We start from the raw sequence: 26,423 nt of genomic DNA on the forward strand, positions 1-26,423 counted from the left end.
ACGACCTGACCTACAGCAGCACCGTAATGGCGGCGCTCGAGGCGGTCATCGCAGGAATCCCGGGAATCGCATTCTCTCTCGATTCACCCCAAAACCACACCGAACCCCTCGATTATGCCCCCGCAGCTGAAGTTGCGAGGATCATCACACAACAATTGGCGCACGAACAAAGCTTGCCGCTCACCCCACTCAACGTGAATGTCCCCTATGGACCGATTGAAGAAATGCGAGGCGTGAAAATAACCCGCCAAGGGACGCGCATATATCGTGATGCACTTGATCGACGCATCGATCCTCGCGGCGAGCAATATTATTGGATCGGCGGAGAGGCGCCTACCGGAGTCTCTGAACCGGACACCGATTTCTGGGCAATCTCGAAAGGTTTCGTCTCGATCACCCCCTTGAAAACGGATCTCACCGCAGACGCGGTCATTCCGCAACTCAGTGCACTGAATCTAAACCTGGATTAGTTTACTTTCGCAAGCAGAAGAAGAAAACCCCGGCGCCACCGAGTTCACGGCTCCGGGGATTGCCTGGTACGTAGTGCGTTAAAAACGGAATATTGGTTCCTTACCCCTTCTCGGGAACACCGACCGGCTCCACACGCACCGTGGAAAACTTGTACTCAGGGATTTTCGCCACGGGATCGATGTGGGTGGGTGTGAGTATGTTCGCTGCGGACTCCGCATAATGGAAGGTCATGAAAACTACGCCGGGTGGCGACCTTCGCGTAATTCTCGCCGATGCAGATATGCGGCCGCGCCTGGAGGTTACTTGCACGACCTGTCCATTTACGATGCCGAGTTTTTCGGCATCATCCGGGTGGATTTCCACCTCGGCTTGAGGTGCGAGGCGATCGAGGCCCGGGGAACGCCGCGACAACGTCCCGCCGTGCCAATGAAACAACACCCGCCCTGTGGAGAGTACAAACGGGAAATCCTCATCCGGCAGCTCGGCTGGCTCGATGTAGTCTACAGCGCTGAACAAACCCTTTCCACGCACGAATTTTCCCGCATGTAAGATCGGCGTACCTGGATGATCCTCGTCCGGACAAGGCCACTGCAGGCCGCCTTCTCGAGCCAGACGCTCGTGACTCATCCCCCCATACTGTGGAGTCAGGCCTGTCATTTCGGTAAAGATCTGGGAGGGGTGGTGATAGGACCACTCTGCATCCAGTTGATTGGCAACATCGGTGATGATTTGCCAATCCGCTCGGCCCTCGCCTCGCGGCTCGATCGCAGGCCGGATGAGTTGCACCCGCCGCTCGGTGTTCGTAAATGTTCCCGATTTCTCGGCAAAACTGACTCCAGGCAGGACGACATCGGCAAGCTCGGCTGTCTCATTCAGAAAGATATCCTGAACAACTACGAACTCCGCCGCTCTAAGCGCCTCTCCCACATGCGTGAGATTGGGATCGGAGAGCATGGGATTCTCGCCCATGATATAGAACGCACGCACTTCTCCTTCAAGCGCAGCGTCCATCATCTCCGTCACCGTCAATCCCGGCTTCGGGTTTAATTGTGCGTATTCCACGCCCCAACCATCGGCAAATTTCCGCCGTGCCGTTTCGTTGGCCACTTGCTGGTAACCAGGAAAGACGTTGACCAAACCGCCCATATCACAGGCACCCTGAACGTTGTTTTGCCCTCGCAGTGGATTGAGGCCCGTCCCCGGGCGGCCGACGTGTCCGCATAAGAGCGCAAGGTTCGCGAGAGACTTCACGTTATCCGTACCGGTCGTGTGCTGCGTAATCCCCATCGCCCAAAATATTGACGAAGCCCGCGATCTGGCATATAGATGCGCGGCTTCGACAATCTGACCCGCGGGTACACCAGAGATTTTCTCAGCCCGCTCGGGCGGCCAATCGCGTACGATCGCCTCGAACGCTTTGAAATTTTCCGTTCGATCTTCGATGAACGCTCGATTCTCCAAACCGTCGCGCAGGATGACGTGGGCCATGGCGTTGACGATGGCCACGTCGGAACCCGGCCATTGGCGAAGGTGCAGGTGTGCAAACTGCGACATCTCGATCCGTCGAGGGTCGATGAGGATCAACTTACTTCCGCGTTGGCGGACCGCCTTTTTCATCTGCAGGCTGAGCACCGGATGCGATTCGCTGGTATTGCTCCCGATAACCAGCAGCACTTCCGCGTCCGCGATGTCGCTAATCGAGTTGGTCATCGCACCGGACCCCAACGTAGTGGCCAGACCGGCCACGCTGCTGGAGTGTCAAAGCCGGGCGCAGTGATCGACGTTGTTCGTCCCGATCACTGCCCGGGCAAATTTTTGCAGTAAATAGTTTTCCTCGTTCGTGCACTTCGCTGAGGTCAGCACGGCAATGCTGTCCGGGCCGCTCTCGTCACGAATTTCTCGCAGGCGTGAAGAGACCACCTTCAACGCTCGTCCCCACGTCGTCGAATTGAATCCCGTTTCCCGGTTTTCACGCAGCAGCGGATGAACGAGTCGATCGGGCGCGTGGATGAAGTCGTACCCGAAACGTCCCTTCACGCACAAATTACCAAAATTGACGAGATTGTCGAAGCGACCTTCCACTCGAAAAACCAGGTCGTCTTTTACGTGCAAGTCGATCTGGCAGCCGACCCCACAATAGGGGCAGGTGCTGTGAACGATGCGATCCGCTTCAATCATAGCCACCTCCACCACCCAGATGCGGTCCTCGTATTGAGTGTTTCCCTTGCCCTTGCATGTGGGTTACCGCAAACACATCCTCCGGCGCCACCCCTTGTTCGAGGATATATTCACGTTTGGATTTCAAAGCGCCCGTGGGACACACGCCGACACACTGGCCACAGAAAACGCAAACGGTTTGGGGCATCGGATCTTCGAAAAACGTGGCGATCGATGTTTGAAATCCGCGCCCGCCAAAGTTGATGGCGTAGGTGTATTGTGCGTCAGCCGCACATACCTGCACGCAACGCCAACAAAGCACACACTTTGCATAATCGCGAATGTAAACCGGATTATCGTCGATCAACTCGGGTTTGCGCTGCATGCCGCCCTGGAATCGCTGCAGGTTTGCGCCGTATTCTTCCAGCATCTGGAGCACTTGAGGGCTTTCCGACAGATCGACCGTGGAGGCCAGCATTTCCAGGATCGTCCGCCGCGCCCGGCGTACGTTCTCGGATTGGGTATGTACTACCGCTCCCGCTCGCGCGGCTGTCACGCACGCGGCAGACAATCCTCGGGCTCCTTCGATTTCCACGACGCAAAGTCGGCACAAGCCGTTGGCAGTGGTGTGCGCGAAGTAGCACAGGACGGGTATCTCAATACCCGCCGAACGGGCTGCTTCCAGCAGCGTTGCACCGGGTTCCGCATGCACTTCTATTCCATCTATGGTCAGTTGAATAGTGTCCGGCACTGGTTCAGCCTTTCTACGATTCTACAAAACAACGAATGTGGTGCGAAAACCACCGCAGGTACCTCATTCGTTCGACGTCGACACAATGGATGATTCCCTGCAACCCAGTCGTTCGGGATGTGCATACACGCGCATCGAGTTCCGACGAACGTAACCTGCCAGTGCTATGGTCCATGCTCGCGCCATCTCCACGGACATCGATGTCGGCGAGTTGCGCGAGGCGATGATCGGACAGCCCATCATCGCGCCTTTACGCAGCATTTCCGATGACACCCGGCCGGTGGTCAACAATGTCCGGCCTCGGGTTTCGATTCCGTGCGAGAGACAGTATCCCAGCAGTTTGTCGATCGTGTTGTGACGGCCCACGTCTTCCGTCACGAACAGCAGCTCATTCCCATCGGCCAAACCGGAGGTATGGACGCCGCGAGCCCGCACATGAAGACTGTCCGGTCGATGCAGTCGATTGAACAGCGCAAACAACACTTCGGGATTTACCGGTTCGCCGTCCGGGAGTGGATCGACGTCTTCAGCAGGATCGCGGAACGTCACCCCATCACCGCAGCCCGAGGTGACAATCCTGCGTTCGGGAAGCTGGATCTCGTGTGTGAGCCAGACGTCGACGCAGCAGCCGTCCTCGCTGGTGTGAAGGTGATCGATCTCCGCGAGTTCTGTGAGAAAGCCTTCACTCTTGAGAAAACCCAACGCCAGATAATCTTGTTCCTGGGGCGAACACATGAGTGTCGAAATTTCGACTCCATTTACGAAAATCGAAACACCCGCTTCGACGATCACCTCGTCGGATTTTCGCATCCATTCCTGCCGATATTCATACCAATCAATCACCATCGAACTCATGCCCATCATTGCTGCTCACCACTCTCGTCGCTCAGCCTCTGCCATTTAGAAAGATTTCGGGCCATTGCTGCATGGCGGACCGGATTGCCGCGCCAGCCGTCATGCCCAATCCGCATAGAGATGCGTTCGTCATCGTATAAATGACGTCTTGCAGCGTCTGCAAATCGTCTTCATCTGCACTTCCATCTACGACTTTCGTCACGATTTCAAGCTGTCGTTGGGTGCCCAACTGACAGGGAAAGCATTTGCCGCAAGACTCGTGCGCGAAGAAATGCGCCAAGGCGATCAGCGTTTCCCGCAAATCTCTCGTTTGGTTTATGGCCATCACCACTCCCGAACCGAGAGTCAAATTCGCAGCTTGCAGATCTTCGAAACTCATCGGAACGCTCAATTGATCTGGAACAGCAAACACGCCCGCCGCGCCGCCAATTAAAATCGCCTGCAGCTCGCCGCGCACACCACCCGCCAAACCCAGTAACTCTCCCAAGGAAGTCCCAAAAGCTGTCTCAAAAACACCCGGTATGGCGATGTCCCCCGAGAGGCAAAAGAGTTTCGTGCCCGGTGATTTTTCCGTTCCCTGCGCTCGATACGCCGCTGCGCCATTGGCCACGATCCATGCCGCGGCGCACAGTGTCTCGACGTTGTTTATGGTTGTCGGCTGATGGAACAGGCCGTGAGTCGTCGGGAACGGCGGCTTGAGCCGAGGGTAGCCGCGTTTTCCCTCGATCGACTCGAACAATGCCGTCTCCTCTCCGCAGATATAAGCACCCGCACCGGAACGCAGTTCGATGTCGAATGAAAACGCCGAGTCGAGGATGCTCTCGCCAAGGAATCCCGATTTGCGTGCCGTCTCGATCGCACGCTGCAGGAGACGCCGTGCGCGCGGGTATTCGCCGCGCACATACAGGTAGCCTTGATGGGCACCAACTGCATATCCATTCAGGATCATCCCTTCGATCACGGCGAAGGGATCGCCTTCCATCAGGACACGATCCTTAAACGTCCCGGGTTCAGATTCATCGCCGTTGCAACCCACGTATCGGGGTTCGTTTTCCGCCGCAGCAGCGTACTCCCACTTTAACCCCGTCGGAAATGCGGCCCCACCTCGCCCAACGAGACCAGAGTCCTTTATTTCGGCAATCACATCTTCCGGCTTGAGTGTCTCGAGCGCCTTCTTCAAACCCGTAAAACCACCGTTTGCCTCGAATGCGCCGATATCGAGGGGTTCGATCACTCCACAACGTCCCGTCAGCCAGCGCGGCTCACCACCGATCGTTCCCAACGGAGCTTCCTGCGGTTTCTCGATCCAGGACGCCGCATCAGCTGGGTCGAGGTGAGAAACCGGCGTATCGCCAACGAGCGCCGCCGGCGCATGATCACAGAGTCCCAAACACTGCACCTCTTCAATCATGTATTTGCCGTCGATGGTCGGCTCGTCAACTGCGACAACCAGCCGCTCGCATGCGGCCTTCAGGGCTTCTTTCCCGCCCGCCATGGCGCACATCGGGCTGCTGCAAACTCGCACGATCGTTTCTGCCGTTTGCCGGCGATAGAACATGGTATAAAACTCAATCACCCCATAGACCTCGACCAAAGGAACACGCAATCCATTCCCGATGGCGGCGACGACCGCCTCGGGCAAGTATCCATATACATGTTGCGCTTCAAACAAAACGGGGATGAGTTGTGTTCGGCCTTGTGAGGCGTATTTCTCCAGAATGGGGTCCATCAAACGAAGATCGACAGACGAGTTCTCAGCCACACTGACTCCTTTTCAGTGAGTCGACAGGGAACAGCAATAAAACGCAGGATGTTTTCTGACTTTCCCGTATCGATGCGGCATCCAGTTCAACTGCTATTATACTCTCATGCGATTTGCCTGCGCTCCTGCTCTAGCGTAGAATCTCGCCATGCCCCTAGCACCTGGATCCATACTGCGGGATCGCTATCGTATCGAAGATCAACTCGGGAAGGGAGGCATGGGCGCAGTTTACCTGGCGCATGACCTCACACTCGACTTGCGCGTCGCCGTCAAAGAGAACCTGAGCATCAACCCCGACTCCGAGGAACAATTTCTGCGTGAAGCACGGCTGCTCGCCGAGTTGCGCCACCCGAACCTGCCGCGTGTCACGGACTACTTCGTCCTGGAAACTCGCCAATACCTGGTGATGGATTTCATCGCCGGCGAGGATCTGCACACGCACACGCAGAAGCATCCCCCTACGGTCGAGGAAGTCCTCAACTGGGCGGACCAAGTCTGCTCCGCACTCGCGTACCTCCACGCACAATCTCCACCGGTAATCCACCGTGACGTTAAACCGGCTAATCTCAAGCTGCAGCCGGATGGCAGCGTCGTGCTGGTCGACTTCGGATTGGCAAAGACATCCGATCAAGCCATAACCGCCACCGGCGCGAGAGGACTCACGCCCGGCTATTCTCCGCCGGAGCAGTACGGTGCGCAGCGCACGGACGCTCGGAGCGATCAATACGCACTTGCAGCCACGCTTTACAATCTCTTTTCGCAGCAGAAACCGGCCGACAGTATCCAGCGCATGATGAAGAAAGCCTTTCTAAAGCCGGTTCTCGAAGTCAACCCCGCGGTGCCTGACTACGTCAACGCAGCGCTCCAACGGGCGCTGTCGCTCGATCCGGACGAGCGTTTCCCCAGTATTCGAGAATTTCAAGCCGCGCTGCGAGGCGCCTTACAGGCAGAGACGGTACGTGCTCCGACGGAACCGGTCGAAATCAAACTCGAAAAAAGTAAACGAAGAAACGTCTTCATTTTTGGCGGTGTGATCGCAGTGGCGCTGATTGGCGCCGGCTTGGTTTACATTTTTGGAAGCCAGCTTGGATTGATTCCACGCAGCAACACGCCCACCGCAACGAATTCGATCGTGTCCGCCGCGATGACCTCATCTCCGACCGAGGAGATTGCCGCCACCGTCGACGAGACCCAACTGGCGCCTTCCGTTCCCGACAATACACCCACCGAAGAGGTGACCCCCTCCGAAACGCCGGTCATGGTCGGCGGAGGCGGCCGAATTGCTTTCGTCAGCGATCGCGGCGGGGACATTCTCCAAATCTGGACCATGAACCCGGACGGCAGCAACCCGCGCCAGCTTACATTCGGTCCGGGCGATAAAACCCAACCGAAATGGTCGCCTGACGGTACGCGCCTGCTGTACGTAACCGGCGGCGGCCAGGATCAATACGGCAACGACCTCGGCACAGACATCCGCATCATCAATGTGGATGGCACAGGAATCGAATGGGTCGTCCACAGCGCCGGCGACGACAGCGATCCGGCGTGGTCCCCGGATGGCCGTTTCATCGCCTTCACGAGTACTCGCGCCGCCGACAGCAGACAGGTATACGTATTCGATGCCTCCTGTCTGGAAGAAGCTGAGGGATGTGTGGACGTCACTCCGACTCCCGTCTCATGCCATCCGGATTTTTGCGCCGTCGAATATTCCCCCGCATGGGCGCCTCTCGATTTTTCGCCACCGAGTTGGCTTCCGGCGAGTTACAATCTGGCCGTCGTCGTTTCCATCAACACCGCACCGGGAAAGATTTTCTTCCGCCCTCCTGCCGACGTCATGCCCATCGATTTCGACCGCAGCGACAAGATCGTAGGCGTGGATCACGTCGCCTGGTCCCCGGATGGGACGCTGCTGGCGTATACCTGGTATTTGAATAGAGGCGTAAATGAGATATTCATCTCACCGCTGGAGGATCGCGGCGCCACATGGACTCGGTTGACCGAGAGCAACGGCAACAAGGAACCCTGTTTCTCCCCGGATGGGAGATGGATCGTATTCACCAGCACTCGCGATCAGAATCCTGAGATCTACATCATGATCACCAACGGCACCGGAGAAGAAAATCTCACCAACAACCCGGCGCGAGATATGCAGCCGGATTGGCAACCCCCCGGGAAGTAGATATCCGAATTTCTGGTTCCGAAAAACAGATAAGCCATCATGAATTTCTCTCTCACCTTGGTATGATCTAAAAGTGGGCGTGAAAGGGTCCCGGATGCAAATCCTCACCATTGACGTTGGTACGGGCACGCAAGACATCTACCTCTATCGCAGCGGCTTGAGTATCGAAAACGGATACAAGATGGTGATGCCCTCTCCCACCATGCGCATCCGTGAGCAGATCCAAGCGGCCACGCAGCGCCAACAAGGCATCCTGCTCACGGGCGTCACGATGGGAGGCGGACCTTGCCATTGGGCCGCAGAGGCGCATCTGCGAGCGGGCTTGCCGCTCTTCGCCACCCTGGAAGCTGCACAGACGTTCAACGACGATCTGTCGTGGGTGGAAAACGAAATGGGAATCACCATCGTTTCTGAGGACGAAGCGAAGCGGTTGGACGATTTCCAGCACATTGAATTATTCGATTTCAAGTATCCGCCTATCGCCGAAGCATTTGAGAATCTAGGAGTCAGCCTTAACCCTCAAGCCATCGGGGTTGCGGTATTCGATCACGGTGCTGCGCCGCCGGGAGAATCCGACCGCCGCTTCCGGTTCGAATATTTGCGCCGGCGCATCGCCGCCGAGAATAGCCTCTCGGCTTTCGCCTTCCTCGCCGAAGACATTCCCGCAAGCATGACGCGCATGCAGGCCGTCGTAAAAAGCGCCGGCCCATTGGATTGTCCGCTCGTCGTCATGGACACTGCACCCGCCGCGGTGCTCGGCGCCACGCTCGACGAGAACGTCGCTGCTCATTCGAGGTTGATGGTGGTCAACATTGGTAATTTCCACACCCTGGCATTTCGCCTGGGACCCACAGGAATCGAAGGGGTCTTCGAACACCACACGGGCGAAATCGATCTGCCGCGTCTGGAAACGATGTTGAGGGCCTTCGCCAGAGGGGATTTGCAGAATGAAGATGTCTACGACGATCACGGGCACGGCGCCTTGATCATCAACGATCAACCGCTTCCACTTTCCGCGGGCGACAACCCCATCGTCGTCAGCGGCCCGCGCCGGTCCTTCATGCGCAAATCCAAGCTTCGGATGTACTTCGCAGCGCCCTTTGGAGACATGATGATCAGCGGTTGTTTTGGGCTCCTTTCCGCGATGGCGGACCGTGTTCCAGATATCGCATCGGTGATAGAAAACGCACTTTCCGCCGATACATCCGATACGACGCCATGGGATGTTTAGGAAGTCGAATTCCAGCTACGAAGCGCGATCGATGAGAATCGACCTGACAATGAAATGGAAGGTCAGATCACACGTGAGTCCGCGATTTCACACACGATCAACGCAGCATCCGCTGTGAGGCGTTGGTGAGCAACTATTGGGCTATAATCACAACGACGACATGTATTCCTGGAATCAAACGGCAAGCAGCCCATCGATATTTTGAACGTAACAGGCAACGGAGGCGTTTTCGAAAATGCTGCGAGGTTTATATAGAAATGTGCTGCCAGTGATCGTGGCGGCCACCTTGACGGGTGCATGCACCTCAGCCAGGAGAGCCCAAACCACGCTTGCGCCAGACGCCGCAACTGAAACGATGCAAGCTGCAGCCACTTTGAGCGCCAAAGGAGAACGAACGCCTGCCCCGCATGACTCGAGCCTGCTCGAAGTCGTCACTCCCCAGGCCACATTTACGCCCACAAGCACACCGACGATTGACATCGTCCACATCGATTTCCCCAGCCAACCCGGTGCGTATACGAGTAAACTCTCCGATCGTTCCACAGCTCCGCTCGCTGAAAAGCAGCGATCCATTGGAGACAGCTTTGACCGCAATATCTTTGAGCGACCCTTCGATGCGCAGAACATGGAATATCAACCGTGGATCGATATCGCCCCCGGCGCGGAATTAAGTCTGGATCCGCCGTGGGTCTATGTATCGATCTTTCTCGAAGGAGCACCACCGAGTGATGCACAAGCCGTCTACGCCGTCGAACTCGATCTCAACGTCGATGGCCGCGGGGACTGGTTGATTACGGCCAGTACACCGCTGAGCGAAGAATGGTCTACCAAAGGCGTACGGGCATACATCGACTCCAACGGCGACGTCGGCGGAGAAACCCCGGCACAAGCTGAAGATCCACCTTACCAGGGTGATGGATACGAAACGCTCCTCTTCGATGAAGGCAGCGGCATCGACCCGGATGCCGTGTTTTCACGCATTCTCTCAGAACCGGTTACTACGGTTCAATTCGCCCTGAATCATTCCATAATTGCGAACGATCGCATGTTCATGTGGGGCGTGTGGGCCATTGGTGGTAGTATCCAGCCGGAAAGGTTCGAATACAACGACACCCTGACTCTCGAGGAAGCGGGCTCGCCCTCATCCCCAAATCGGTATTACCCCCTTAAGGAACTGTCCAGTGTAGACAGCACATGCCGTTGGGTTCAAGGCATCGTCCCGAGAAAGGGGATGCCGAGTTCTTGCGGATATCAGCCCTGATCTTTACTCGACAGCGAAATCAGTGGTTCTATTTGTGGGTTAGCGCGTGGCACTGAAGATGATTTGGTCACTTTCGGACAGATTTCCCGCTCGATCGTAAGCCTTTACCTGAAAAACATGCTCCCCCGCAGCACGCAGCGCCCAGCGCATTGAATAGGGAGGCCGGACAAATTCTGCGATCGCAGACCCATTGATATAGAAAACCACCCGTTCGACTTCGATCTCGTCCTCCACTTCCGCTTCAAGTACGACCTCCTGAGTATCTCCGACATTAATCACCAGCCCTTGATCGGGTGAGAGGAGTTGTATTGTGGGAGGCGTATTATCGACCGTAATGTAGCTCTCCGAAGTGGCAAGCTGGCCGTTCTTCAACACGGTGACGAGCTGCAGCGTAAATAGACCGTTCAAATCGGCAGTATCCCAGATTCCGAGCAAGCCGTCCGTCACTGGGTCACTGTCGTCTTGTCCAATTTGGGTCCAGCGAATCGGATTCAATCCTCGCCCATACTGCAACCGGTAGAAATCCATCCCGTCTGGAAAAGCGTTTCCGAGTATCCGGATTTCGCCTCGTATCGTATCGAACGGCGCCGGGTATGTGATGTTGATTTCCGGCCGTTCGATGCCGGATTCATACATCGTGTCGTACTCACTCGGCGGGGAGGGTATGTCCTCACTTTCCGCCCAGATTTCGGCGCCCGGCGGCGGGATCATGTATACACGCTCTTCGATCAAATCCAAGGGCGTCATCGTCGTCGCCAGTTTTCCGGTCTCTCGATTAACCAAATAAGGCTGGAAAAGGTTATCCTGGGTGGTAGGTTCTGTTCCGTTGATGAACGTCTCGCGCACGACGACGGGACAGTATGCGGTAGGCAGCAAACCTGAAGGATCGCAAACGTCGAGGTGAACGATGCCCGCCGGCGACGTCCAACCGGTTGGCGAAACGTCACGAGTAGCGTAGCGGATGACGGCGCGCCATACCGCCGCCGCACCATTCAGTGCGTCGATTCCGCGCATCTCGCCATCCGAATTACCCACCCAGACTCCAACCACGATCGAGGGCGTAAAACCGATGGTCCAGTTATCTTGATTTTGATAAGAAACACCCGTTTGCACACCTGAGGGTCTGCCAATATTCAATACACCAAACTGCCCGTATTCCGGCCTACGCGCCGCCTCGTCTCCCAGGACGTCTGCCATGAGGTACGCCAACTGTGGACTCAAGACCGCCTGCACTTGTGTCTCTGCAGCGTAAACCCAACGCCCAGCCGCATCCCGAACACTGAGTATCGATACGGGCTCGACACGCTCGTGATCCGTTGCTCCTGAGGCCTCGGACACGCCCGCCATCTTTCCGTAGTTGGCGAAGAGGCTGTATGCGTAAACCGTTTCGAGCAGATTCGTTTTCAACGTTCCAGCCACTGCGAGGATCGCATCGTTTTCCGGATCTTCGGTCGGCGAGTGAACACCCATCAAATCTGCAGTCCGAAGTACACGATCGACTCCGACGAGATCCACCGTTTGAACCGCTGCCGCGCTGTAGGAGTTCGCAAGTGCGGTCCGCATGCGGACCGGTCCATGGAAATTGTAAGTGGAGCGGTCAAAAGGCAGATCCGTGCCGTTGGAAATGTCGGAAGATGGTGGTACGTCTAAAATCATCGATCCCGGTGAATAACCCTGCGCAAACGCCGTTACGTAAATAAAAGGCTGGAAGATTGTGCCGGCCGTTCGTGTCTGCAGCGCCGGACCTACCATGCTCAATATTTCACCCGAGTCAGGATCGATGACGACGACGGAAAATTCTGTCGCATTGTGATCTACGCCAACGTCTCGCGGCCGTAAGGTCGGGAGAAGCCCTGCTGCAACACAAGCCGACTGATCCTCCGCATCCGCCACGAACTCCAGCGAAGCGCCCGATAGTCTCTCCTGGTGTGTTTTCGCAGCACAAGCTGTTTGCACCTGCAGATCGTAATCGATCGTCGTGATCACACGCAAACCGCTGCGATGAATCGCCTGAGGTCCCAGTATGCTCTCCAGTTGATTCCTGGCCTGCATGGCAAATGGATATGAAAAAGAGGACTGGTTTTCGGCCTCCCACTTGACTTCGATTGGAGCTTGCAAGTCAGCTTCACCGAACGCCGCGTCGACCATACCCAATGCTAACATCTTCTCGATCACTTCTTCCTGAGCGCTTTGGATCTCGTCCTCATCACCGGTCTGTGGTAAATCGGGGTTTTTCAAGAACGCAGCCAAGATCGCTGCTTCAGCAAGTGATAAATCTGTGGCATGTTCATCGAAATACAAAAGGGCCGCAGCGTCGATACCGTACGCCATGTTGCCAAAATGAGCGCTGTTCACGAACCATTCGAGGATCTGTTCTTTTGAATACCGGCGAGTCAAGTCGGCCGCCAGAAGTGAACTGCGGAGAAAATCGACCGATTCGGGCTGCGGTTCCTCTCCGAGCGGAAACAAGTAGGTCATCGCAAGCCGCTGCGGTATGCTCGTTTCAAATGTTCCTTCCGTTTTCCGGCGAACGATTTGGCCAAGGACCAAACGCAGCGTTTCGGGATCATAACCCGGATTGGACCAGTACGTCTCGTCGACGGCAGCGATAATCGCATCGAGCACGTGATCCGGAATGGTAGACACCCCTCCCGGGCGGATTCGCATCCATTTTCGATCGATGGTCTTGGGATGGAGATTCTCGTAGATCAGGATTTCCCCGCTTCTATCGTAGAAGGCTACCGGTTGAAATGACTCGGCGCCAGGAGCGCCGAAAGCCAATTCGATATCTTCTACCGGCAGAAATCCCGCGGTGAGATTGGCGTATATCAAAGCGAGCGAGATCAACGATGCGCCGGCAGCTACGATAGTCAGGATCGAAAGCCACTTGATTGCATCACCGAACAAAGAAGGCTTGGGTGAGCGAGTTCTACGCCGCCGAATGATGTCCGTTGCAGAAGACATATCGAAATTCTACTCGTTTCTTTGCCTCAGGCCATTATATTGCAAGTCCTGTACCATGTTCAGAAAAGGGCCTTGCATCAGCTTGTACGAGAAAAACTGGCCGCTGTCCGCTGGTTTTCGAAAAATAAATCATAGAAATAAACCCCGTATTTGCGTTATCATACGCACCAAACCAGTTTTTCAGTTAACTACGCCAATCCGTAATTCAACGAACGGAGTCGAGATGATCCCGTATGACTACCACATTCACACCCAGTTCTCCTGTGATTCCGACGTGAGCATGCTGCAGATGTGCCAGTCGGCGATAGAACACGACATTCCCGAAATTGGGATCAGCGACCATCTCGATTTCCACCCCAAAGATGAGTGCTGCAATTACTTTAAAGCGGATGCCTGGTGGCAGGAACTCGAGCGATGTCGTGGAGCGTTCGAGGGGTCACTGGTGATTCGTGCAGGAATCGAGATTGGAGAACCCCATCGCTTTTTCGAATCCATCGATCCGCTACTCGAACGATATCCATGGGACTATTGCCTTGGATCGCTGCATTGGGTCGAAGACCTTTGTGTGTTCGACCGAAATTACTTCGATCGCGATGCCGCAGACGCCTACCGCAGCTACTTCGCCGAGCTTCTCGAGATGGTTTCTCTGGGCAGTTTCGATACGCTCGCTCATCTCGATATCGTCAAGCGATACGGCCATGACGTCTACGGCCACTACGATCCTTATCCTTGGGAGACGGAGATCCGCAGCGTGCTGCGAAAATGCGCCCAACGGGGAATCGCCCTCGAAGTGAATACGGGTACGCTCCGCCGGATGGTCGGTGAGACGTCCCCTCAACAACCCCTCATCACCTGGTTTAAAGAGGAGGGAGGTCGATGGCTGACACTTGGCTCGGATGCCCATCAACCCGAGCACATCGGTTTTGGACTCGAATCATGTGTATCCACGATCCGGGAAGCAGGGTTCGACGCTTTGGCGAAGTTTGAATCACGTCAGACTCTTCCCGTCCTTTTAAACGAACTTTCATAAGTGTTTTGATCGTTATCGGAGTAGTTTTCCACTTCTGGCAGTGTTAACATCAAGCGGTATCCTAAAACTGTTGCCGAAACGTTGGGGACTTTTTTCCCTTAGTACTTAAGGATTATTCCACTCCAAGAGTCTCTCATTGCTCTTCATGCTATACTCGAACGAAATCTGTCTTTCACCGCCCATCATGATCGACATTGGCAGCCGAAAATACTTGGAATGGGGAGGATGATTCCGCATCGACATTCATAAGCATTACCCATTCAAGCGATAAGCCGGTGTTTCTGTGCACCGTGTGTAAGCCTATCCACGGCGTGATTCACTCGTCCATCGAACGCTAAAATCCTTTCGAGGGAGGTGCCGAAGGCCGGACCAGCGTAGTGTCTGATGACACCCAGGAAGTGGATGAAATCGCCCAAGCCGAATCGTCCGGCGAAGAACAGAACGAGGAGGCCGCGGCTGCAGGTGGGGAGGGTGAGGCAACCCCGACTCCGAAACGTCTGGAGCTCGAACCGACGTCCACTCCTTCCGAGCCCTTATCGGAAGACGACCCCCGTAATTTACTCGACCTGAATTTCCCTTTGGCTGTTTCGACCTTCAATGAATCCCAATCCCCATGGTACGAATACGACACGGAGAACGCAACCTACGAAATCAAGGACGGCCAACTTGTCGGGATCGATCACGAACCGGAAGAAAAAAAGACCTATTACTCCGAGACTCGCATGCGCCAGTTCGCAAACGCATATGTAGAAGTTACTGCGACGAATGGCGATTGCATCGGCAAAGATTCGGTGGGAATCGTCATTCGCATAGACGCCGAATCGCTGCCCAGCGGATACACCTTCGAAGTGTCCTGTGACGGATCCTACCGGCTGCGCAATCTGCAGTCGACGCCCCCGAAAGGTATTTTGATCGATTGGACTCCATCAGATGCGATCAATGCCGGGGGTTTCGCCACGAACCGCCTCGGCTTTTGGGGATACTGGGGTAAATTCTACCTCTTCGTGAACAACCAGCTGGTTGGAGAATATTTCGATAGCAGTTACACGGCCGGGGGAGATGGGTTTGCCGTTTATGTGCGCGCTTCACAAACCTACGATCTTTCCGCAACTTTCGACGATTTCGCCCTTTGGGACATTCCCTTCCATTAGGCTCACCGAATAAGCGAAACGATCTTGTGGGGATGAAAACCAAACCAATAAAAGGCATATCGCAAATTGCGGATATGCCTTTTACTTATAACCTTCTTGAAGCCTCCTCCCAACAGTTCCCTTATAATGTATGCTTGGCTTTGAAATCGTACGGCAGTGAACGCTGGATGATCGATCGCGATGAAAAAATCTAGACGGCAAATCATTCCTGTATCCATTCTGTACACACTTCTCCTCATCTCACAGTTGATTGCATGCACACGCATTGCCAAAGAGCCTTCGCGCGATTCGATTTCCACGTACGTGGCACAGACGCTCACTGCCGCGCCGACATCACCTCCGACATCGACACCGCCCCCTACCGCCACGCAAATCCTTCCCCCCAGCGCCACAGCAACGTTGACGGCCACAGTTGGACCGAGCCCTACGGAAACGCCTCCGCAGCTTCCGAAAGACGATCCGCGCTACGGAATCAACCTCGCGCAGCCCCACTACATGGATAATTTTTCTTCCCAACTTACCTGGGTTGGTCCCAATTTCACCGGCGCCATCAACGTGTGGGACGACGGTCGTATTCGGGCAACCGACCTTCTGGTCGACTCGAATATCTGGTGGAGCACGACCAGGCGTGAAATCGATGCCATGAATGTGTATGCCGAAATCAGCGCAGAAATTGGAGAATGCCGGGGCAAGGACAGCTACGGTTTTGCTGTACGCGTAAGTGGCGAATTACGCAACAGCGGCTACACTCTCGAGTTCTCGTGCGACGGCCACTACCGGGCACGCAAATTCGTTTCGGGCACTGTGACTGTCTTGATCGAATGGACTCCTTCAGAAGCGATACAAACGGGACCCAACGCAGTCAACCAGATGGGAATCCTGGCCAAGAACGAGCTGTTTCACTTTTTTGCCAATGGAGAAATTCTCGGCGAAGTAGAAGATTTCGATTATCACACAGGCACGTACGGCATTTTCGCCAGCGCCATCGAGACCCCTGGCATCACGGCATACTTCGACGAGTTCAAACTCTGGCTGATCAATCCATAACAGCCATCACCACCAAGCGCCAGATTACTTCCAGTCACACATAATACGTTGTATCCTCTATAATAGACTATTCAAGCAAACCGACATCGAAGATATCACCTGCAATTCACTCCGATGGATTGCATGCGAGGGTTGTGGGAATATCCACTCGGAGGTCATAAATCTTGCGCCGTTCGAACTTGGTGAGTATTCAGTTTCTTTCTCGACATCTTTTGGAGTACGTCCGCGTCGTCTCGAAGTTAATATTGATGTGTTCTTCGTCCCTTATGCTCTGGGGCTGTGTATCCCTCCAAACGACGGCTGCTTCGATCCCAACATCTACACAACAAACTACACCATCGCCGACCTTCTATTTCCCAACGCTCATTCCCACCGCCACTTCTACGAGCGCACCCACATCTTCTCCCACACCGTCGACCTCGCTCGGCATCGGGAACTTACTGTTTTTTGCGAATTTCGAATCGAGTCAATCGTGGGATCTGCGCGAGACGGATCGCGGCGGTTCGAGTATTTATGACGGCCAACTCAATTTAGCTGTCCGGCAGCCCAATTCCTTTTTCTTCACCCGCACACCTGCGCCGGAGCAAGATGACTTTTATTTCGAAGTGGACATACGCAGCGATGTCTGTGAAGACGGCGATGAATACGGCATAATGTTTCGCCTCGGACCGCTGTACAACCACTACCGTTTTTCTTTGACCTGCGACGGTTTTGCCCGAGTATCGCGCATCCTCGATGACCAGGAAGTGGTCTTGATTCCCCCGACAGAGACATATGCGGTGTTTCCTGGTCAACGAATTGGAAATCATCTCGCCGTTTGGGCCTCGGGCATTCAATTTCGATTTTTTATAAACGACATCGAGGTTTTCTCAATCCAGGATAGAGAATTAGAAGCAGGAGGATTCGGGCTGTTCGTCCGCTCGAGACGCAGCCAGCAAACCACGGTCTCTTTCGACGATGTAGCGCTGTATGCAATCCAGGCACTTCCAACGGCCACGGTAAATCCATAAACCGGTACAACTGCCCAGGGACACCATGACCAAAAAACGACCCTTCCGGAATCGATTAAACAACCTGGAGCCCAAAGAATGGCTTAAATTTCAAAAATCATGGTTTACCCACAAACCACCACCCCGTCGAAAGGACGTGCTGCTTCATCCGGCAAAATTTCCGGAAACTCTTGCGCAGGAGTTCATCGAATTCTTCACCAAACGAGATCAAACGGTTCTCGACCCGATGGTTGGAACAGGATCGACGCTCGTCGCATGCCTGCGTGCGGGCCGCAACGGCATCGGTTTTGAACTGAGCCGTATTGGAACATGCTTCACGCTCGCGGCGCGGAAACTCAACGTAAACGACGTGCATCTTCTACCCTCGATGTCGTTTACTCCGACGATCCTGCGGACGTCGGAAATATCGAAGACTATGACATTTTTATTCGCAGGCTCACATCGATCTATGCCAATCTACAAACCATTCTCCGCCCGCGGGCCTACCTGACGATCATCGTCAAGAATGTAAAAAAGGGTGGGCGAATTTATCCACTGGCCTGGGACCTTGCGCTGCGACTTCGGGAGATTTACACCCTTAAAGATGAAAAAATCTGGTGTCAGGATGATATCCGTCTTGCGCCCTATGGGCTTGGAAATGCCTGGGTGAGCAACACGTTCCATCATTACTGCCTGCAATTTCGTCACGAACCCGATAAGAAATAATTCGCTTTCCAGCAACTTCGCCTCGCTTGCAGGATCTCCATTTTCAAGGGCAATCCCGTATCACTCGTTCCAAAAGACAAATTTCAGCTAAATAAGTCGAGCTGTGCACAATACGAGAAGTCTTTCATAAAACACCCTGTAGTTGGGGCAACATTCAAATATGACCCCCACATTTGCATCTCCAGGACTCTGCGAGTATCCTTGGTGGTACGATCACGAATACAATCTCGAATTGGAAATTGCAGATGTACATTGCTATTGACGGCATCATCGGAGTGGGGAAGACCTCCCTGGCGCGCCTTCTACAGCCGGTTTTCGATGCGGAATTGCTTTTGGAGGCCTTCGATGAAAACCCCTTCCTCGCAGACTTCTACAGCGACCGTGATCGCTATGCTTTCCAAACCCAGATATTCTTTCTGCTCAGCCGCTATCGTCAGCAGCAATCGTTCACGGCAGAAGCTTCAAGCGATCATAACCTAATTGCAGATTATTGTTTCGAAAAGGACATGCTTTTCGCCCATTTGAATTTATCCAATGATGAACTCGCCACCTACCGGCTCGTTTATGATGCCCTGATCGAACGAATCGTACAGCCCGATTTGATCGTCTATTTAAAGGCCCGGGCTGAAATCGCGATGCAGCGAATCGCCATGCGTGATCGCAGCTACGAACGCCGAATGGATATCAAGTATCTCGATGAACTATACGCAGCCTACGAAGCTTTCTTCTCGGACTTCAAGGACGTCCCCGTTTTAACCATCGACACGAACTCATTAAATTACGTTATGTATCCTGAGGATCTTTCCTTCATAATCAAGCGTATACAGTCAGCGCTGGGCATTCCGCCCTTTCAACCGGAATTGCCTCTTGACGGAGGCTCGTGACCTTGGAAGTAACCCGTGATAAATTGATCGAGTTGGCCGAATTAGAGACAATGCATCGTGCTGAAAACAGCGGACTCGTTTCAAGTTATTTAATCGGGTCCGTTGCTGCCGGAAATCCGATTCTCGGTGATACCGCGGACGTAGATTTGATATTGATCCACGAGCATGAGCCGAGTACGCAGCGAGAAATCCAGCGTTTATCCGAGTACATTCATTTAGACATCTACCATCATCCGAAAAAACGGTACATGCAGCCCCGCGAACTTCGCATCGATCCTTGGATTGGCCCTTCACTCAGCGCACCTGTTTTCATCTACGATCCGCAGCATTTTTTTGAATGGGCACAGGCTGGCGCCCGCGGCCAATTTTTTCGCTCCGACCACGTGTTTCGTCGAGCGAGTGCTTTATTCAAGCGCGCACGTCAGGCAATGTCGCTGTTACCCCTTTCCAATCGCTGGTTGAAGACGTACGCACGCATCGCCCTCGAGGCGACCAACGCAGTCGTTACACTTACCGGAAAACCTGCGGCCGGCCGACGCCTCGCAATTGAAATCGAGCAAACGACGAAGGATGCGGGGCACCCTGAAGTTTATCAGCGGTTCCTACAGTTGCTCGGAGGTGATGCACTCAACACCACGTTGATCCCTCAATGGCTTTCTGCATGGGGTTATGCCTTCGATACCGCTGCAGCCATCTCCAAAGAACCTGAACTCAATCCCTGCCGGCGCATGTACTATCTAAAAGGCTTTCAGGCCCTGGTAGACGCAGATAGACCGGAAGCCATCCTGTGGAAGCTTTTGACGACCTGGGAACGTGCATTTCACACTTTAGCGAAGTCCGACAATGCGGCGCCACATCAGGCGGCCTGGGATTCAGTTCGCCAACGACTGCGGCTCAGCCCAAAAGCCATGAATTCCCGAGCCGAAGAACTCGAGGAACATCTTCAATCCATCGAACACTTATTGAGTGCCTGGGCCGAAGAGGTCGGCGTGTGATTTGCAGCCATAGGAGCATCGAGTGAAGAAATTCGTGGCCATCGCAGGCAACATCGGCGTCGGAAAATCTACCCTCGTCGGTCTGCTGTCAGAACGTCTGAACTGGGAACCGTTCTACGAACCAGAAGGTGAAAATCCATACCTCGCAGATTTTTACCAGAACATGCAAGCCTGGGCATTTCCCTCGCAAATCTTCTTCCTCTCGAGGCGATTACGAGATCAAAGGCAGATCCTAAATCACCCAACTTCCGTGATCCAGGATCGAACGGTGTACGAAGACGCTGAAATCTTTGCACGCAATCTATTTCTTCAAGGCCAGATGACGGATCGGGATTATCGAACCTATTGCGAACTCTATCGAGTGCTTTGTGAATTCGTCCCTCCTCCTGACCTTGTCGTATACCTTCGTGCTTCACTCACCACGCTCACCAAGCGAATCGCAAGCCGTGGACGCAATTATGAGGCACGGATTCCGAAAGAATACCTCAGCCGCCTGAATGGACTTTATGAAGATTGGATCAAGAGTTTTTCGTTGTGCCCCGTACTCACCATCCCCGCGGACGATCTCAATTACGTCGAAAACGACGAACATCTTGACTTTATCGTATCCAAAATCAACAACAAGCTCGCCGGAAAGGAGGAAGTTGTCTTCGGCGAGGATACGACCTGATCGTTTTCACCACGAGATTTCTCTCTAACTTCTGCTTTGGGGGTACATTCTCAATTTATGCGATTCAAAATCATGAGGCGACAACGAATATGCATTACCCCCAACCACGCCCAAGCCCATATATCCGCATCAGAGTCGGAACATAATCCGCCGCAAGTTGTCACATTGCTTGCTTCGCACCTGTGAATCCTGTAAAATCAAACTGAGTCCGTACGTGGAATCGGGCAATAGCATTGCCACTGCCAAGGGAGAGCCCGATGAACATCATCAAAGTCTCATCCGGGTCACGTACTTCAGCTGTCGCAGGCGCGATTGCAGGCGTTGTTCGTGAGCATAACCGCGCAGAAGCTCAAGCGATCGGTGCTGGCGCTGTGAATCAAGCCATTAAGGCTATCGCCATTGCCAGGGGATATCTTCAAGAAGACGGCATCGATGTAATCTGTATCCCGGAGTTCGTCTCCGTTGAAATTGACGGCAAAGAACGTACAGCAATAAAGCTGATCATCGAACCGCGCTGAATCTGTGAATTTCATCCTTCCAGGTTGTTATTCTGAAGGTCCGGTTGTATCGAGGATCGGTTGGTCGATTCGCTAAAATTCCCTGTGCCGTTCAATTAATGAATTTTCCCTACACCACCCAAAAACACTGATACTCGCCGACAAATTGTCCGGTTGTAGTAGCTGATGGAATCGTGCGCTCCGCCAGCCAGAGAGTAGGATGGGCCGCTTCGTCATGAGGGGTACCCATGCTACAGTGAGAGCGTGGGCAAGTCGAGCATGAGCGTTTCCAGCACCATGCGAATGTTACCGAAACGATGGATCGCATCGATGCTTTCCATCGTTTTCTGCAGCGCATGGAATACTTGATCGGTGTCCAACTTGGATGCCAGGCGCTCAATATCTTCAGCACGATCCGGGTTCTGCGTCGCTGTATCGGCATCCGTGGACGTCACCAGTACGTCGCGCCACAAACTCCCCCAACTGACCAACACATCCTCGGCGTGTTCACGCAATACTTGCAGATCTTTCCCCCGCGTTACCTCTTCCACATATGCGAAACGCATTGCACGATTATTTCCCAACAAACCGACGAAATCATCGAGAATTTTCGTGCGTTGATCCAGCAACGCTGGATTTGCAAGCAAGCGCAGCGCATATCCTGGTCGCCCCGAGCTTATTCCCGCCAACAAGCGAGCCTTTTCTTTGCTTTCGCCTCTCTCTACGAGCACTCGTTCCAATTCGTCACGAGTTGGCGCTCGCAGATTGAACAGCTCACATCGTGAGACAATCGTGGGCAACAACGATTCGGCGGAACGGGCCGTTAGTAAAATTACGACATGGGGTGATGGTTCTTCGAGAGTCTTCAACAAGGCATTTGCTGCGCTCTCATGCGCCTCATGAAATTGAAGCAATATCGCGATACGCCACTTTGCCTCGTACGGCGTGAGCGCCAATTCACGCTGTAAGTCACGTATCTGTTCTACCTTTATAACCGTAGCGCCTTCCTGCGCCTCGATGATGTGTGCGTCGGGAAACGTACCCTCCTGAATCAATCGGCACGCGCGGCATTCCCCACATACCAATCCAGCCTGTGCAGCGTTCCGGCAATTCAAGGCTTGCGCAAAACGCACAGCGAGTGTTCGCTTGCCGATCGAATCCGGCCCCGTGAATAAATATGCGTGACGTACCTGGTGACTGGCGATGTGCGTCATCAGCAGCTGCACCGCCCAATCATGTCCGATAATGTTCCATGACATACGGTCATTGTAGCCGACCTTCATCCGGGTTCACAAGGTCTGAGCCCAGAGAACGCGCCGTCATTGCCGAACATTGCGAGGTTGGTTTCTTGCTTCCTACACCAAAGATGCCCCACCTCCGGTCATCTTTATTCTTGTCGATAATGGACTGCTTGAGGTATAAAAAGACCATGCCAGGAGAAAATGCAGCATTTCTTATCGGCCGCGTTCCAATACACGGAAGGATGATTCTTGCTCCCATGGATGGATTCGGCGATTCGCCGTTCCGTCTCATTTGTCGCAAGTTCGGCTCTGCGATGAGTTACATTCCATTCATCAGCGCGCGCGAAATAATTCAAGATAGCAACCGATTGAGGAACGAACTACACTTTGATCCAAGAGAGCGACCTATTGCCATTCAGTTGTACGATGATGATCCCGTCCGGCTGCGTAAAGCAGCGTTGTGCCTCCAAAGCTTGAAACCCGACGTGATCGACATCAACATGGGATGTTCCAACCGACGTGTTTCAGGACACGGGGCTGGAGCTGGCTTACTACGTGATACACAAAAGATTGCCACCCTCATCGCAGACCTGAGTGCAAGCCTGGCTGTTCCTGTGACGGTCAAAATTCGACTCGGATGGGACGATCAGAATCGCAATTACCTCGAAGTCGCAAAGATCGTCGAGGAAAATAACGGCGCCTTGATCGCCGTGCACGGCCGAACCCGCAAACAGGCATATAAAGGAAATGCGGATTGGGATGCAATTGCTGAAATCAAACGAGCGGTTTCCATCCCCGTGATCGGCAACGGTGATGTCAGGTCAACCGAGGACATCCGCCGTTTCTTTGCTCACACAGCCTGCGATGGAGTCATGATCGGTCGTGCGGCCATCGGCAACCCCTGGATCTTTCAAGATCGTCACGGCCAAAAAGTGTCACGCTCAGAATTGTCTGCTGTCATCTACGCCCACTACGAAGGAATGCTCAACAAGTATGGGGAGAGACTTGGATTACTGCGCTTCAGAAAGCATCTCTGCAGTTATCTCGCTCACGCACCACGGGCGGAGAGGTTACGCTACGCTTTATTGACCGCCGACGATAATAAAACAATCCTGAAACTCCTTGCACGCGCCGGATTTTCCAGGCCATCCGAACCCCTTCCACTCTTCGACTCTCAACAGCTCAGCCAGGCTTAATAATGTCTGTATTATCGCTTTCGTCTGCCGGTACCGAGAGGAAAACCTGCGGCAAAGCACCGATCGAAAGGGCTTTGAGGAATCGAACAAGGTATAATCGCATAAAGCCTGCCACGAGGTGATCCATGGGTTCTCGTTCCTACAACAATCAAGTACAGCGTTTTTTTGCCAGAATTAGAAAGAATCATGCCCTGGAACACGCCACCGTCCATCTTCTCAGCCAACGATATCCGCAAAGATCGTTGATCGGCCGTTCTGATTACAGGGGATTCTTTATCTACGGTGATGTTGCTGCTGATACACTGCAGAGCGTTGCAAATGAAGCGCTGATGCGGCTTCGGAACGGTGAGGCCCAATTGGCGATTCATCCGAACTGCGGAACGAATCTCGTCACCTCGGCATTTCTAGCGGGTTCCGCCTCGTTCCTTTCTCTGTTTGGAAGTAAAGGCGATGGTTGGCGCAAGCGGCTTGAAAGACTCCCGTCGGCAATTATATTTGCCCTCCTTGCATTATTTGTTTCCCAGCCCCTGGGCAATTACTTTCAAAGACGTTTTACGACAAACGCAGATCCCGGTTCGCTGGAAATCCTTTCTACGCGACGCATCGTCCGCGGTTCCACTTCGTATTTACGTGTCCTGACGAGTGATTAGCATGGGTGCCAGCACACCTACAGTCTATCTCTTCTACGGCAACGATAAACTCACGATCAACGAAACCATCGCCTCCATGCGAGTCAAGCTTGGCGATCCCTCGACTGCGGACATGAATCTGCAGCGGTTTTCAGGATCAGAACTCGATATGAGCGATCTCATCCAAAGCTGTACCGTTGCACCATTCATCGCTCACCGGCGACTGACGATCGTCGACAATGCGGAACGTCTTCCAACCAATCCTGATTGGCAATCCCGCTTCTTTGAGTTCCTGGATACGCTGCCGGATACATGCGCACTGGTCTTCATCGAAAATTCTGAGTATTACCGGAACAAGAAGAAGAAATACGAGTCTTCTTCACCGATCTTTCAATGGGCACAAGACCATCCGGAATCCACATACGTCCAGGCATATTTCGTTCCAAGGGATGCGGCATTTGTTTCCTGGCTGCGGAATCGCTGTCAGATGATGGGCGGAGAAATTGAACAGTCTGCTGCTCAACTCCTCGCCGACTGGGTTTCCGAAGATCCGTTCCTTTCAAATGAGGAGCTCGCAAAATTACTCGATTTCGTAGATCGTGCCCGTCCTATAGAAGTGGAAGACGTTCAGCAATTAACCCCCTATCGCGGCCATACTCTCTCGCGAGGCATTGGATGCGGGCGATTCACCAAAGCAATCACTTCCCAAAAATACGCCCGATTTTGTGATTAATAAAATCAGTGCACAGGCGAAGAAGTTTTCGATGGAACTACTTGAGCGGATCTACCACGAACTCCTCGAGATCGATTTGGCAAGTAAATTTGGGGGTCTCGATCTGGCCATCTCACTCGATTCATTCATCGCAAAATACTGCAGCTGAGTTAAGCAGCGATCGTTCCCGATCAAATTCAAAACCCAGTTCCTCTATAAATATCCTTACTCTTCTTCGATTCCCAACCAGAAGTGATCCGGAAGGACGGAGGAACTTCGTTCGATACGCACTCCCGCGATACGCTTGTTGGCGCCGTCTTCGATCGTGGTCGGGTGAGAAACACATATTTCGGGCGCAGATCCATACTTATTTCGATAATACGTTACGGCACGTACGTTCAATACGATGATTCAGGTCGGTTTCCCGATCGGCATCGAACCACAACATTCCGATCTTCATCTAAACCCTCCAGACAGCCGCAAAAAAGCGTCCCCTCAAATTCGTATAGCTTGACTTCTCCAGCATCCATAGAGCCTCAGCAGAAATACGCTGGTCCTTCTTGGGATCGAATCCGCGATTTTTCCCTCAAATACCAGATCGACCTTGTAATCATTCAGTAAGGTCATCTCCGGCTGGGGTATCCATCCACTCGAATATCCGCGTCTGTGGAGATCTGGTCTCATCAACCTGCGATTCGTTCGATAACAAATCATCCAATATTGCCCGAACGTCGAGCGTATCCGCACCGGACGCCGTGCAGTCGAGAAGCGGCACCTCACAGCGTGTCGCCGCCAGAAAGAGAGCAAGAATCTTGCCAACCATCGCATACAGCAACAATGCCGCGATTGCCAGGAAAAGCGCCAATCCCAATCCGGCCAACGAACCCGCCTCCCCTGCCGCGCCGATTCGTTCGATACGCACTCCCGCGATACGCTTGTTGGCGCCGTCTTCGATCGTGGTCGGGTGAGAAACACATATTTCGGGCGCAGATCCATACTTATTTCGATAATACGTTACGGCACGT

General features: G+C 53.7%; 24 protein-coding genes. 17 read left to right on the top strand and 7 right to left on the bottom strand.

The window, feature by feature from the left end:
- Positions 1-470 (top strand): 5'/3'-nucleotidase SurE (locus P8Z34_14110; protein MEJ2551804.1); only part of this gene is annotated, 470 nt, incomplete at its 5' end.
- 100 nt (positions 471-570) lie between these two features.
- On the opposite strand, the gene fdhF is transcribed toward P8Z34_14110, so the two are convergent.
- From fdhF to P8Z34_14130, 4 genes are all read right to left on the bottom strand, one after another.
- Positions 571-2,649, bottom strand: a complete 2,079-nt coding sequence (gene fdhF / locus P8Z34_14115) for a formate dehydrogenase subunit alpha (protein MEJ2551805.1) — start codon at positions 2,647-2,649, stop codon at positions 571-573.
- Positions 2,642-3,379 carry a 2Fe-2S iron-sulfur cluster-binding protein gene (locus tag P8Z34_14120; protein ID MEJ2551806.1) on the bottom strand — a complete coding sequence of 246 codons (738 nt, stop codon included), beginning with the start codon at positions 3,377-3,379 and terminating at the stop codon, positions 2,642-2,644. The genes fdhF and P8Z34_14120 overlap by 8 nt, the downstream gene beginning before the upstream one ends.
- A gap of 63 nt (positions 3,380-3,442) precedes the next feature.
- Positions 3,443-4,243: a formate dehydrogenase accessory sulfurtransferase FdhD gene (fdhD, locus tag P8Z34_14125; GenBank protein MEJ2551807.1), complete on the bottom strand. Its 801-nt coding sequence runs from the start codon at positions 4,241-4,243 to the stop codon at positions 3,443-3,445.
- Between the two features lie 22 nt (positions 4,244-4,265).
- Entirely contained in the window at positions 4,266-5,996 is a 1,731-nt protein-coding gene (locus P8Z34_14130; GenBank protein ID MEJ2551808.1) for an NAD(P)H-dependent oxidoreductase subunit E, read from the bottom strand.
- Positions 5,997-6,144: 148 nt separating this feature from the next.
- Here P8Z34_14130 and P8Z34_14135 point away from each other — a divergent pair, with 148 nt between their 5' ends.
- From P8Z34_14135 to P8Z34_14145, 3 genes are all read left to right on the top strand, one after another.
- A complete protein-coding gene (locus P8Z34_14135; protein MEJ2551809.1) occupies positions 6,145-8,175 on the top strand; it encodes a protein kinase in 2,031 nt (676 codons plus the stop codon).
- A gap of 94 nt (positions 8,176-8,269) precedes the next feature.
- Positions 8,270-9,406 carry a DUF1786 domain-containing protein gene (locus tag P8Z34_14140; protein MEJ2551810.1) on the top strand — a complete coding sequence of 379 codons (1,137 nt, stop codon included), beginning with the start codon at positions 8,270-8,272 and terminating at the stop codon, positions 9,404-9,406.
- A 235-nt stretch (positions 9,407-9,641) separates the two neighbouring features.
- Positions 9,642-10,667 carry a hypothetical protein gene (locus P8Z34_14145; protein MEJ2551811.1) on the top strand — a complete coding sequence of 342 codons (1,026 nt, stop codon included), beginning with the start codon at positions 9,642-9,644 and terminating at the stop codon, positions 10,665-10,667.
- Between the two features lie 39 nt (positions 10,668-10,706).
- Here the strand turns inward: P8Z34_14145 and P8Z34_14150 are convergent, their stop codons facing one another.
- On the bottom strand, positions 10,707-13,631 hold the full coding sequence (locus P8Z34_14150; protein MEJ2551812.1) for a penicillin-binding protein: 2,925 nt from the start codon (positions 13,629-13,631) through the stop codon (positions 10,707-10,709).
- Between the two features lie 223 nt (positions 13,632-13,854).
- Here P8Z34_14150 and P8Z34_14155 point away from each other — a divergent pair, with 223 nt between their 5' ends.
- From P8Z34_14155 to P8Z34_14200, 10 genes are all read left to right on the top strand, one after another.
- Positions 13,855-14,661, top strand: coding sequence for a histidinol-phosphatase HisJ family protein (locus tag P8Z34_14155; GenBank protein ID MEJ2551813.1), 807 nt, complete (start codon positions 13,855-13,857; stop codon positions 14,659-14,661).
- Between the two features lie 377 nt (positions 14,662-15,038).
- Positions 15,039-15,812, top strand: a complete 774-nt coding sequence (locus P8Z34_14160; protein MEJ2551814.1) for a hypothetical protein — start codon at positions 15,039-15,041, stop codon at positions 15,810-15,812.
- 32 nt (positions 15,813-15,844) lie between these two features.
- Positions 15,845-16,006: a hypothetical protein gene (locus P8Z34_14165; GenBank protein MEJ2551815.1), complete on the top strand. Its 162-nt coding sequence runs from the start codon at positions 15,845-15,847 to the stop codon at positions 16,004-16,006.
- The gene (locus tag P8Z34_14170; protein MEJ2551816.1) at positions 15,993-16,859 is read left to right on the top strand and encodes a hypothetical protein; all 867 of its coding nucleotides are present in this window, start codon (positions 15,993-15,995) and stop codon (positions 16,857-16,859) included. The genes P8Z34_14165 and P8Z34_14170 overlap by 14 nt, the downstream gene beginning before the upstream one ends.
- Positions 16,860-17,107: 248 nt before the next feature.
- A complete protein-coding gene (locus P8Z34_14175) occupies positions 17,108-17,869 on the top strand; it encodes a hypothetical protein (protein ID MEJ2551817.1) in 762 nt (253 codons plus the stop codon).
- Positions 17,870-18,178: 309 nt separating this feature from the next.
- Positions 18,179-18,574: a hypothetical protein gene (locus P8Z34_14180; GenBank protein ID MEJ2551818.1), complete on the top strand. Its 396-nt coding sequence runs from the start codon at positions 18,179-18,181 to the stop codon at positions 18,572-18,574.
- Positions 18,575-18,819: 245 nt separating this feature from the next.
- Positions 18,820-19,458, top strand: a complete 639-nt coding sequence (locus P8Z34_14185) for a deoxynucleoside kinase (GenBank protein ID MEJ2551819.1) — start codon at positions 18,820-18,822, stop codon at positions 19,456-19,458.
- A 2-nt stretch (positions 19,459-19,460) separates the two neighbouring features.
- Positions 19,461-20,453 carry a hypothetical protein gene (locus P8Z34_14190; GenBank protein MEJ2551820.1) on the top strand — a complete coding sequence of 331 codons (993 nt, stop codon included), beginning with the start codon at positions 19,461-19,463 and terminating at the stop codon, positions 20,451-20,453.
- 22 nt (positions 20,454-20,475) lie between these two features.
- Positions 20,476-21,123 (top strand): deoxynucleoside kinase, encoded by a 648-nt coding sequence (locus P8Z34_14195; GenBank protein MEJ2551821.1) that lies wholly within the window; start codon positions 20,476-20,478, stop codon positions 21,121-21,123.
- A 257-nt stretch (positions 21,124-21,380) separates the two neighbouring features.
- Positions 21,381-21,641 carry a stage V sporulation protein S gene (locus tag P8Z34_14200; GenBank protein MEJ2551822.1) on the top strand — a complete coding sequence of 87 codons (261 nt, stop codon included), beginning with the start codon at positions 21,381-21,383 and terminating at the stop codon, positions 21,639-21,641.
- Positions 21,642-21,871: 230 nt separating this feature from the next.
- Here the strand turns inward: P8Z34_14200 and holB are convergent, their stop codons facing one another.
- Positions 21,872-22,879, bottom strand: a complete 1,008-nt coding sequence (holB, locus tag P8Z34_14205) for a DNA polymerase III subunit delta' (protein ID MEJ2551823.1) — start codon at positions 22,877-22,879, stop codon at positions 21,872-21,874.
- Between the two features lie 89 nt (positions 22,880-22,968).
- Between holB and dusB the strand changes: the two genes are divergently transcribed.
- The 3 genes from dusB to holA all read left to right on the top strand — a co-directional run bounded on the left by dusB (position 22,969) and on the right by holA (position 25,419).
- The gene (gene dusB, locus P8Z34_14210; GenBank protein MEJ2551824.1) at positions 22,969-24,057 is read left to right on the top strand and encodes a tRNA dihydrouridine synthase DusB; all 1,089 of its coding nucleotides are present in this window, start codon (positions 22,969-22,971) and stop codon (positions 24,055-24,057) included.
- A 125-nt stretch (positions 24,058-24,182) separates the two neighbouring features.
- Complete coding sequence (locus tag P8Z34_14215) at positions 24,183-24,707, top strand: DUF6391 domain-containing protein (protein MEJ2551825.1); 525 nt, start codon at positions 24,183-24,185, stop codon at positions 24,705-24,707.
- 1 nt (position 24,708) lies between these two features.
- Complete coding sequence (holA, locus tag P8Z34_14220) at positions 24,709-25,419, top strand: DNA polymerase III subunit delta (protein MEJ2551826.1); 711 nt, start codon at positions 24,709-24,711, stop codon at positions 25,417-25,419.
- 589 nt (positions 25,420-26,008) lie between these two features.
- Here the strand turns inward: holA and P8Z34_14225 are convergent.
- A partial coding sequence (locus tag P8Z34_14225) for a hypothetical protein (GenBank protein MEJ2551827.1) occupies positions 26,009-26,423 on the bottom strand: 415 nt, incomplete at its 5' end.

It is taken from the genome of Anaerolineales bacterium, from assembly GCA_037382465.1.
Taxonomy (GTDB): Bacteria; Chloroflexota; Anaerolineae; order Anaerolineales; family E44-bin32; genus WVZH01.